Below are 9,548 nucleotides of genomic sequence, written 5' to 3' on the forward strand. Positions count from 1 at the left end.
CTGGTACGACGAGGACGACGTGGAGCTGGTCCGCGCGTTCGCGGCCCGCGCCGGTGCGGCGTTGACCACCGCGCTGCTCTACCGCGACCAGGCGGAGGTGGCCGACACCCTTCAGGCCAGCCTGCTGCCGGTCGAGCCGGTCGAGGCCGTCGGTGTGCAGTGGGGCACCGCGTACCGCCCGGCGCAGGCGGGGCTGCGCATCGGCGGGGACTTCTACGGTTCGCTCCGGCTCACCGACGGTGGCTCGGTGTTCTTCCTGGGCGACGTGTCGGGCAAGGGCGTCGAGGCCGCCGTCTTCACCGGCCAACTGCGCCAGTGCCTTCAGGCGCTGCACCGGCTGGAGTCGAACCCCGCGCGGTTGCTGCGGCTGCTCAACGACGCGCTGCTCGAGACCACCCAGGCGCACGGCCAGGGTCGCTTCGCCACGATCGTGCTCGGCGTGGCCCGCCCGGAGCGCGACGGTGGCCTCACCCTCACCATGGCCGGCGGCGGGCACCTGCCACCACTGGTGCTGCGCGCCTCCGGCGAGGTGGAGACGGTGCCGTTACGCGGCATGCTGATCGGGGTGGTGTCCGACCCCCGCGTCGGAGAGGTGACCGTGCGGCTGGCACCGGGCGAAACCTGCCTGCTCTACAGCGACGGCGTGACCGAGGCCCGGGGTGGCCGGCGCGGCGACGAGCTGTTCGGCCCCGAGCGGCTGGTCACCGCGCTGACCGGTTGCCAGCGGATGCCCGCGCCGGCCCTGGCCGAACGGGTCGAGCAGGTCACCTGCGACTGGCTGGCCCAGGGCGACCACGACGACATCGCCGTGCTGGCGTTGCGGGCGGCCGGCCCGGGCGGGCGCGGAGGGCGGCACCTGCACTCGGTGCCCGCCGGCATCGACCGGACAGAGGAGACCGACGCGTGACCGCCGCCATGGCCGCCCCCGACCTCGGTGAGGCGTACTCCGGCTACCTGGACCACCTCGCCGACGCTGACGAGTACGCCGCCACCGACCTGGCGATCGGCCTGCTCGACGCCGGCGTCGCGGCGGAACGGGTGCTGCTCGACCTGGTCGCTCCCGCCCAGGCCGAGGTGGGCGAGCGGTGGGCGCGCAACGAGTGGAGCGTCGCCCAGGAGCACGCGGCCACCCACATCAGCGAGCAGGTGGTGGCGGCGGTGTCGGCGCACGTGAAGCCGCGGCCGACAGGCGGTCGGGTGGTGGTCGCCTGCATGGACGGCGAGTGGCACGCGCTGCCGCCCCGGCTGGTGGCCGAGGTGCTGCGGTTGCGCGGGTGGCAGGTGACCTTCCTGGGGGCCAGCGTGCCCGCCGCGCACCTCGTGTCGTATCTGCACCGCTACGACGCGCACGCGGTCGCGTTGGCGTGCGCGCTGCCGATGCGCCTGCCGTACGCCCACCGGATGATCGAGGCGTGCCGCCGTTCGGACGTGCCGGTGGTGGTCGGCGGGCGCGGGTTCGGTGCTGACGGCCGGTGGGCGGGCCGGCTCGGGGTGGCCTGGGCACCGGACGCGCCCTCGGCGGCCGAGTTGATCGCCGACGAGCGGGCGCTGCGCGGGGCGCCGCCGGCCCGGCTGGCCCACCTGGCCGACGACGAGTACCCGAGCCTCCTGCGTCGTCGGGGTGAGTTGATCGACAGCGCGTTGGCGGAGCTGCGGGAGCGGGTGCCGGCGACCCGGGAGTACACCGCCGCGCAGCTCGACGCGACAGTGAGCGACCTGGGCCACATCGTTGACTTCCTGGCCGCCGCGGTCTACGTCGACGACGCTTCGCTGTTCACGGAGTTCGTGCAGTGGCTGTCGGGGATTCTGCTCAGTCGTGGGGTGCCCGTCGGGGCGATCGCCCTGCCGCTGGAGCACTACGCCGGCGCGTTGCGGGACTTTCCGCGGGCGGCGCGGGCGCTGGCGCTGGGATCGGCGACGCTGCCTGGCAGGCCCCGCTGACCGACCCACTGGTGGCTCCGGATCGATCACCGCGCTCAGCGGCGGCACGGTCAGCTCTGCGTATACTTGCCGGACTGCAAACGTCCCACCCATGGGTGGAGCGAGGGGGAGAACGGTGACGTTCAGCGTCAACTACGTCGAGCGCGGCGGTGGTGGCGCCTACCTGCGGCTCGTCGGCGAGCTGGATCTGAGCACCGCCCCCGAGCTGTCCGCCGTGATCGACCGGCTCACCGCGGCGGGCGAGACCCGGGTGCTGCTCGACCTGACCGACCTCACGTTCTGCGACTCCACCGGGATGGCCGTGTTCGTCCGGGGTGACAACCGAGCGGCCGCCGACGGGGGATGGCTCCGGCTCACCGGCGCCCGTGGGCGGGTCGAGCGGGTGCTGCGGGTGACGGGCCTCGCCGACGTGTTGCGCTACGAACCGGAGTCGGTCGACCCCGCGTCCCGCAGTGCGTCCTGATGGGCTAGATTTCCCCGCCAGCATTTTCCCGCCAGCGCGGTGACCGTCAGGGTCCCGTCTCCGCCGACTCTGAGGCAGGTAGTGATGGGCGTAGACAGCCCGCAGCCGGTACGCATCCTGGTGGTCGACGACGACCCGGGTGACGTCCTGATGATCGAGGAGGCGCTGGCGGACTCCGACGTCGAAAAGATCATCGATGTGGTCAGTGACGGCGAGGAGGCGATGGAGTTTCTCCGCGCCGAGGGCCGGCACCAGCAGGCCCACCGACCGGACGTGATCCTGCTGGATCTGAACATGCCGCGGATGGACGGTCGGCAGGTGCTCGGTGCGGTCAAGCAGGACGAGGATCTGCGGACCATCCCGATCGTCGTGCTGACCACCTCCAACGCCGACACCGACATCGTCGGCAGCTACACGTTGCAGGCCAACGCGTACGTCACCAAGCCGATCGACCTGGACGACTTCAACGACGTGGTCCGCCGCATCGACGAGTTCTTCGGTCGGGTCGTGGTGCTGCCCAAGCGCACCTGACGCCGCCGCCACCTGAGCGGATGCTGAACATTTTCCCCGAACCTCCTCGGCGCGAGCGGTCCCGGCCGAGGATCCAGGTGGGGAAGTAACAGCGGCTGCCTGGGGGCGACAGTATGAGGTTCTCCGTCGTTGACATCGGTTACGACCAGCGGCAGGTGGATTACTGCCTGGACGAGCTGGGGATCCGGCTGTCCCGGCTCGCGGCGCGGGCCGAGAGCGCGGCCGGGGCGGGCCGGGAGTGGGACGAGATCCGTCAGGAGGCGGCCTGGCTCAGCGGGCTGCTGCAACGGCTGGACCTGGGCGACGCCGCCGTCACCCGGCACGCCGGGGACGCGGTGCGGCGCGAGGCCGCCGAGATCCTGGCCCGGGCCCGCGTCGAGCTGGACGAGGCCCGCGAGGAGGCACGGCGGGTGCGCGAGCAGGCGTACGCGGAGGCCGTGCAGGCCCGACGTGACGTCGAGGCGGCGTTGGACGCCCGTCGACGGCGCGAGGCGCGGGTGGAGGAGATCCTCAGCCAGGTGACGGTCGACCAGGTGCCCGCGGACACCCCGACCGCCGCCGCCGGCATGCCGGGCAGCCGCGTCGGGGCCGGTGGGCCGGACCCGGGCGCGCAGCCGCCGGGTCGTCGCTGAGGCCCGTGGGCGCGGGGGTCGGTCGCCCGGCTCAGGCGGTGAGCGCGGCCGCGACGGTGGTCGCCCGGTCCTCGTGCTGGGCGTACGCGTCGGGGTAGGCGGAGATCTGGACGGCCTGGGCGGCGGAGGTGACGCTCATGTCCTGCCAGCCGGGGATCTCGTTGAGCGCGCTGTAGAAGGCCCGGGCGGCGTACGACGGGCGCATCAGTTGGGCCACCGTGCCCCAGCCGCTGCTGGGCCGCTGCTGGAACAGCCCGACCGAGTCGTGGTCGGAGCCGCTGCCCTGGTTCGGGTACTGCGCCGACTCGGGCAGGACGTCGCTGGCCAGGTTGTAGAGGTTGCTCTCCTGCATGGCGGTCGCCAACGCCACCACCAGGGCGCGGCGCGGCATCTTCATCTCCAGGCCGACGTCCACGATGACTTTCGCGTTGTCCATCTGGGCCTGGTCGAGGCCGGCGACGGGCCGGGGCCGGCGGGGCTTGACCGGCTTCTTGGGTGTCTTGCGGACGGCGGTGGGTGTGGGTGTGGGCTTCGCCGTCGGGCTGGGCAGGACCCGGGCGGGGGCGAGGTCGCGGTCCAGTGACCGGGAGGCGCGTTCGTCGGCGATGGCGGCGCGCTCGGCCACCGCCTCGGCGAGCGGCTCGACCGTACGGGGGGTGTCGTCGTTGCCCTGGGCGGTGGCGACCGCGACGAGGCTGAGGCAGCAGGTGACACCGGTGGCCAGCGCCACCCGCACCGGGGTCGAGCCCAGCAGGGCCCGTCGTCGCGGTTCGGGAGCGCGGTGACGGCCGATCGTCCGTTCGGTTGATGCGGCGTCGTCCGGTGGGGTGGTCGGGCGCGCGTCGGTCAGCTTCTGGGCGGAGGGGTCGTCGGGATGCACCTGCCGAGGCTAAAGAGCTGAATGCTCGATGCCATAGGCCGGTACGGTGGCATGCGCCACAATTTGCCCTGATCATGATGACTTTAGCGGGCAAAAGCAGAGCGAAGCTGATCAACCTCGCGGATGCCTCCAGACGGTTATTCCCGACTTGCCGGGTGAATGCGCTCGCGGCGAGGGGCCGTCGGTCCGACGTCCGACCGCGCTCCAGGTTCCACCGAACACCCGATGCGATGCCTCCGGAAAGCCCACCGCTCCCTCGGCCGATCCTCCGGCGGCGGCGCAGCGAAGTGCCGCGATCGGCAGGCATCGGCGTGCCGCGTCACGGTGCCCCGTCACGGTGCCCCGTCACGGTGCCCCGTCACGGCGCCGCGTCATGGTGGCGCGTCATGGTGGCGCGTCATGGTGGCGCGTCATGGTGGCGCGTCATGGTGGCGCGTCATGGTGCCGCGTCACGGTGCCGGGTTGCGACACCCGGCCCCCTGGCTCGGCCCGCGGGGGCTGTTCCCACTGGCCGCCGTCGGTTCGCTGGGGGGGGTGGGGGGTCTCGCCGCTCGCGATGATCGTGCTCGATCCCTGTTGGAGTGGCCTCCTCGGCATGGGGAGGGGCCTGTTTACTGGATCGGGCACGATCTTGAGGGTGCGGTGCCTCGTTCGCCCGGCGAGGCCGACGGAGGCCGGCGGAGGCCGGTTTGGCCGGCGCAGGTTGGTCGCGGGTCCTGCTGGGCGGCCGGGCAAGGGTCTTGATCGACCGGTTGTTCACCATCATCGGGGTTGCCGCACGGCGCGGTGCGCCCGGGTCGGCCCAGTCAGGCTGCGCGAACGACGCAGACCGACATGATCCACTCGGCTTTCATGAAGTCGGGGTATCCCCGCCACCTGGACACCGCGACTTTCAGAAACCCGAGTCGATCAGCGGGTGATGGCCGCGGTGCCGGTCGGCGTCGTAGACGAATCGGGGTAAACCCCCCACCTGGACGCCGCGACTTTCAGAGACCCGAGTCGATCAGCGGGTGATGGCCGCGGTGCCAGTCGGCGTCGTAGACGAAGTCGCCGAGGCCCTCCGCAAGATCGTGCTCGAACCAGGAAACAGGGCCCTCAAGCAGGAACGAGGCACCTACAACCAGGATCGAGCACGATCATGCGGGGCCGACACGCGTCACGATCGTCGGGTCGGGGCCGCCCGGCGGGTCAGTGTCGGCCGTTCTCGGCCGGGGTGACGGTCAGCCGGTGTCGGCTGGCGTCGCCGCTGGAGAACGGCCAGAGCCGGTCGGCGTACTCGACCAGGTCGGCCAGTTGATCTCGGCTCAGGCCGGCCGAGGAGATCTCCGCGTGCACGTCGGCCCGGTACCGGCCGTCGTTGTCGCGTCCCAGCTTCGCCTCCGCCCGGACCTGCACGGTGTGCGCCTCGTCGGTGATCTCCCCGGCCACCTCCACCGCCGCGTGGTGCAGGCAGGAGGCGAAGGCCGCGGCCAGCAACTGTTCCGGGGTCAGCCCGGTGCAGTGCGGCGCCAGCGGTGAGGCCAGCGCTGTGGAGAGCCCGCCATCGTCGGTGCGTACGTGACCGCCCTCGGCGGTCGCTGTGGCCTCACGCAGCCAGGAACTCTGATCCGGCATCGCGTTTCTCCCGTCGCTCACCAGGCCGGCTACCCCGCCGTCGCCCGGCGAAACGCCGTGCGCCGTACGGTCAGCGCCGCGAGGGCTCGTCCACCAGTGCCACCGCCTCGGTGGCCTCCGCGGCGGCCCGTTCGGTCCACGGCGATGTCGGGGCCGGCCGTCGGGCCGTCGGGATGGTCATCGGCACGTACACCCGGGCGTCCACCGCCTCGGCCAGCAGCAGCGCCGCGACCAGGCTGCTCGGACGCTGCTCGGGGTCGTCGGCGAGGCAGGAGTGGCACAGCTCGGCGACCTCCGCCGGGAGCCCGGCGATGTCGGGCAGCGGCTCCGGCGGCTGACAGCGGCGGGCGAGGAGCAGTTCGCTGGCGGTCTCCGCGCGGTACGGCAGGCGAGCGGTCAGGCTGTAGTAGAGCAGCACGCCGAGGGCGTACATGTCGGCGGCCGGGGTGGCCGGCGTCTTCTCCAGTTGTTCGGGCGCCAGGTATGCCGGGGTGCCGAGCACCATCCCGGACGGCATCGGGTCCAGTGCGCCGGCGGCGATGGCGATGCCGAAGTCGAGCACCTTCACCCCGGCCGGGGTGAGCATGACGTTGGCGGGCTTGACGTCCCGGTGCACGATGCCCTCGGCGTGCGCGGCGGCCAGCGCGGCGGCGACCTCCGCGCAGACCCGCACCGCGATCCGCCAGTCCAGTGGCCCGGAGCGCAGGTGCACCGCGAGCGTCTCACCCTCGGCCAGCTCCATCACGATGTAGGACACCGGCCGGCCGGGCCACGTCGAGGAGGTGCCGAAGTCGTGCACGCTCGCCACGTTCGGGTGCTCCAGGCGGGCCGCCGACCGGGCCTCCGCGCGGATCCGGTCCACCGGGCCGTCCTGGTCGTCGCGACCGGGCGAGATGAGCTTCACCGCGACCGGCCGGTCGAGCACCTCGTCGTACGCCCGCCACACCTCGGACATCCCGCCCACCCCGATGCGCTGTTCGAGCCGGTACCGCCCGTCCAGCGTCCGCATCGACCACTCCTCGCCCTCGCCCCGCCGACGGCCGGGTGCTCGATCGCGGTACCCGTACTCCGAACTGGGCAAACCGAGGCCGGACGGCCCCGGGCACTCGCTGCGCCCCGGCGGCGGGGTGCGGTAGCTTGCGAGCCAGAGCCGGTGTCACCGATTGTGCCGGCACGGTCACCTGGGGGGACACCGCGATGGGCGAGGTCACCGTACGCTTCGTCGGCGGGCCCGCGGACGGCCTGGTCCGGCTGCTGCCGGCGGGGTCGGACGGCGCCCCACCCCAGCGTTGGATCATGCGGCACCCGGACGGTACGGGCCCGGTGCAGCCCGGCCCCGACCATCTCTACGAACGCGACCGGCCCGACGAGGCTGGTGGCTGGAGCATGCGTTTCGTGCGCACCGACGCCTACGGGGTGTCCGAGTGACCATGAGGCGGGGCTGACCGGTGGCGGCGGCCCGGCCGCACAGCTGGCACACAGCGTCCGCAGGGGCCCGGCACAGGCATCGTGGCCACGATGGGGGCATGGTCATGAACGGGCAGGCCGCGCCGAGCCGGATCGAGCTGCGTCGCCCCGACGGTGAACCCGTCCGGGTGCTGGTCGTCGACGACGAACCCACGCTCACCGACCTGCTGTCGATGGCCCTGCGCTACGAGGGGTGGCAGGTGCGCACCGCCGGCAGCGGCATGGCGGCGTTGAGCACCGCCCGACAGTTCCAACCGGACGCGGTGGTGCTCGACGTGATGCTGCCCGACCTGGACGGCTTCCAGGTGCTGCGCCGGCTGCGCGAGGACGCCCCGACCGTGCCGGTGCTCTTCCTGACCGCCCGCGACGCGGTCGAGGAACGCATCGCCGGGTTGACCGTCGGCGGCGACGACTACGTCACCAAACCGTTCAGCCTGGAGGAGGTGATCGCCCGGCTGCGCGCGTTGCTGCGCCGCTCCGGGCTCGCGGTCGCCGCCCGGGAGGAGGCGGTGCTGACCGTCGGTGATCTCAGCCTCGACGAGGACAGCCACGAGGTCCGCCGGGGTGGCCAACTCGTCACCCTCACCGCCACCGAGTTCGAGCTGCTGCGCTACCTGATGCGCAACCCGCGCCGGGTGCTCAGCAAGGCGCAGATCCTGGACCGGGTGTGGAACTACGACTTCGGCGGCCAGGCCAACGTGGTGGAGCTGTACATCTCGTACCTGCGGAAGAAGATCGACGCCGGTCGGCCGCCGATGATCCACACACTGCGCGGCGCGGGCTATGTCCTCAAACCCGCCGAGTAGCCACCGCCGTCCGCTGCGCGCCGTCCGTGGCTGGCTGGCCGGGCGCTCCCTGCGTACCCGACTGGTGTTCGCCCTGCTCGCGCTGCTGGCGTTGGTCAGCGTCGCCATCGGTGGCCTGACCACTGTGGCGCTGCGGCACTTCCTCATCGACCGGCTGGACGCCCAGCTGGCCCCCGCGACGGCCATGCGGGGGGACCGGCCGGGCCGGCCGGCCTTCCCCGGCAACGGACCGGGCATCCCACCCGGGTTGCCGTCCGGCACCGTGGTCGCCGAGATCACCGACGGCCGGGTGACCAGCGCCCGGACCCTGACCAACAGCGCCTCCAACGCGTTCCCCGACCCGCGGTCCGTGCCGGTGGCGGAGGTCGCCGCGCTGGCTGCCCTGCCGGTCGACACCGCACCGCGCACCGTCGACCTCGGTGATCGCGGCGACTACCGGGCCGTGGCCCGGCAGTACTGGGACGGCCGGGTACGCGTCGTCGCGATCCCCCTCTCCGGCGTCCAGGAGATCGTCTGGGGGATGATCGCGGCGCAGCTCGGGGTGGCCGCGATCGGGCTGGTCATCGCCGGTGCCGCCGGGGCGTTGATCGTGCGGGCCACCCTGCGACCGCTGCACCGGGTGGCCGCCACCGCCACCCGCGTCACCGAGCTGCCCCTGGACCGTGGGGAGGTGGCGCTCGCGGTCCGGGTGCCGACCGCCGACACCGACCCACGCACCGAGGTCGGTCAGGTCGGCGCGGCGCTGAACCGGATGCTGGGCCACGTCGCCGACGCGCTCGCCGCCCGGCAGGCCAGCGAGACCCGGGTACGCCAGTTCGTCGCCGACGCCAGCCACGAACTGCGCACGCCACTCGCGGCGGTCCGCGGCTACGCCGAGGTGGCCCGGCGCGGCCGCGACGAGGTACCCGCCGACGTGGCGCACGCGTTGCGCCGGGTCGAGTCGGAGAGCACCCGGATGACCAGCCTCGTCGAGGACCTGCTGCTGCTGGCCCGCCTCGACACCGGCCGTCCCCTCGCTGTCGAACCGGTCGACCTGACCGCCCTGGTGGTGGACGCGGTCAGCGACGCGCACGTCGCCGGCCCCGACCACCGCTGGCAGCTCGACCTGCCCGAGGTGGCGATCCGGGTGCCCGGCGACGCCGCCCGGCTGCACCAGGTGGTGGCGAACCTGCTCACCAACGCCCGGGTGCACACCCCGCCGGGCAGCACCGTCA

General features: G+C 72.9%; 11 protein-coding genes. 8 read left to right on the forward strand and 3 right to left on the reverse strand.

All coding sequences use genetic code 11. The annotated features are described in order from the left end of the window. From KBX53_RS11855 to KBX53_RS11875, 5 genes are all read left to right on the forward strand, one after another. A partial coding sequence (locus tag KBX53_RS11855; protein ID WP_210859155.1) for a PP2C family protein-serine/threonine phosphatase occupies positions 1 to 907 on the forward strand: 907 nt, incomplete at its 5' end. Beyond that, entirely contained in the window at positions 904 to 1,941 is a 1,038-nt protein-coding gene (locus KBX53_RS11860; protein ID WP_245233642.1) for a B12-binding domain-containing protein, read from the forward strand. The genes KBX53_RS11855 and KBX53_RS11860, both read left to right, overlap by 4 nt. A 115-nt stretch (positions 1,942 to 2,056) precedes the next feature. Next, positions 2,057 to 2,404: an STAS domain-containing protein gene (locus KBX53_RS11865; RefSeq protein WP_030332581.1), complete on the forward strand. Its 348-nt coding sequence runs from the start codon at positions 2,057 to 2,059 to the stop codon at positions 2,402 to 2,404. An 84-nt stretch (positions 2,405 to 2,488) separates the two neighbouring features. After that, a complete protein-coding gene (locus KBX53_RS11870; protein ID WP_030332583.1) occupies positions 2,489 to 2,935 on the forward strand; it encodes a response regulator in 447 nt (148 codons plus the stop codon). Between the two features lie 113 nt (positions 2,936 to 3,048). Beyond that, positions 3,049 to 3,567, forward strand: a complete 519-nt coding sequence (locus KBX53_RS11875) for an ATPase (RefSeq protein ID WP_210859156.1) — start codon at positions 3,049 to 3,051, stop codon at positions 3,565 to 3,567. A gap of 31 nt (positions 3,568 to 3,598) precedes the next feature. On the opposite strand, the gene KBX53_RS11880 is transcribed toward KBX53_RS11875, so the two are convergent. The 3 genes from KBX53_RS11880 to KBX53_RS11890 all read right to left on the reverse strand — a co-directional run bounded on the left by KBX53_RS11880 (position 3,599) and on the right by KBX53_RS11890 (position 7,070). Beyond that, on the reverse strand, positions 3,599 to 4,447 hold the full coding sequence (locus KBX53_RS11880; RefSeq protein WP_030332589.1) for a hypothetical protein: 849 nt from the start codon (positions 4,445 to 4,447) through the stop codon (positions 3,599 to 3,601). A gap of 1,188 nt (positions 4,448 to 5,635) precedes the next feature. Beyond that, complete coding sequence (locus KBX53_RS11885) at positions 5,636 to 6,061, reverse strand: OsmC family protein (RefSeq protein WP_030332593.1); 426 nt, start codon at positions 6,059 to 6,061, stop codon at positions 5,636 to 5,638. Positions 6,062 to 6,131: 70 nt separating this feature from the next. Then, entirely contained in the window at positions 6,132 to 7,070 is a 939-nt protein-coding gene (locus KBX53_RS11890; RefSeq protein ID WP_030332595.1) for a serine/threonine-protein kinase, read from the reverse strand. Between the two features lie 128 nt (positions 7,071 to 7,198). On the opposite strand from KBX53_RS11890, the gene KBX53_RS11895 reads away from it, so the two are divergent. From KBX53_RS11895 to KBX53_RS11905, 3 genes are all read left to right on the forward strand, one after another. Next, entirely contained in the window at positions 7,199 to 7,489 is a 291-nt protein-coding gene (locus KBX53_RS11895) for a hypothetical protein (protein WP_245233643.1), read from the forward strand. A 98-nt stretch (positions 7,490 to 7,587) separates the two neighbouring features. After that, positions 7,588 to 8,334 (forward strand): response regulator transcription factor, encoded by a 747-nt coding sequence (locus KBX53_RS11900; protein WP_030332598.1) that lies wholly within the window; start codon positions 7,588 to 7,590, stop codon positions 8,332 to 8,334. Between the two features lie 34 nt (positions 8,335 to 8,368). Beyond that, the coding region (locus KBX53_RS11905; RefSeq protein WP_210859157.1) for a cell wall metabolism sensor histidine kinase WalK at positions 8,369 to 9,548 on the forward strand (1,180 nt) is incomplete at its 3' end.

It is taken from the genome of Micromonospora sp. M51 (genome assembly GCF_018070305.1).
In the GTDB taxonomy this organism is placed as follows: Bacteria; Actinomycetota; Actinomycetes; order Mycobacteriales; family Micromonosporaceae; genus Micromonospora; species Micromonospora parva.